Annotated in this window: 1 protein-coding gene; it reads left to right on the top strand. The window is 48.5% G+C overall.

Translation table 11 applies throughout. The annotated features are described in order from the left end of the window. Positions 1-649: RNA-guided endonuclease InsQ/TnpB family protein (locus tag AACR41_RS00015; protein WP_030008367.1), on the top strand; the 649-nt coding region annotated here is incomplete at both ends.

The raw sequence follows: 649 nt of genomic DNA, 5'->3' as shown, positions 1-649 counted from the left end.
TTGGGTTAGATGTGGGCTTAAAGGAGTTCTACACTGACTCCAATGGCTTTGCCGTGGAAAATCCCCGCTTTTTACGGAAAGGGGAGCAGCGTCTCAAACGAGCGCATCGTCTTGTTTCTCGCAAGCAAAAAGGAGGCAGTAATCGACGCAAGGCAATCAATAAACTAGGAAGAGTTCACCTGAAGATAAGTAGGCAGCGTAAAGACCATGCTGTGAAGTTGGCACGGTGCGTAATCTCATCTAACGATGTAGTGGCCTATGAAGACTTACGGGTGAAAAATCTAGTGAAAAACCATTGCCTAGCGAAAGCGATCAACGATGCAAGTTGGTATCAGTTTCGGGTGTGGCTAGAGTATTTTGGCAAGGTGTTTGGGAAAATCACCATTGCTGTGCCACCCCACTACACCAGCCAGAACTGTAGCGCCTGTAGTCAAACGGTGCAGAAGTCTCTTTCAGTGCGGACTCATGTGTGTGAGTGTGGCTGTGAGCTAGACCGTGACCATAATGCAGCGATAAACATCTTGCGTTTAGGATTGAGTACGGTGGGGCACACCGGAATGTACGCTTTGGGAGATTTGACCACTACTCTGGCTGAATCCGTTCTGTCAGGGCAAGTTGAGTCGTTGAGCAAAGAATCCCCTCGCCTTTA

This window comes from Picosynechococcus sp. NKBG042902, from assembly GCF_963864045.1.
Taxonomy (GTDB): Bacteria; Cyanobacteriota; Cyanobacteriia; order Cyanobacteriales; family MRBY01; genus MRBY01.
This window is presented reverse-complemented; position numbering and strand designations above follow the sequence as displayed.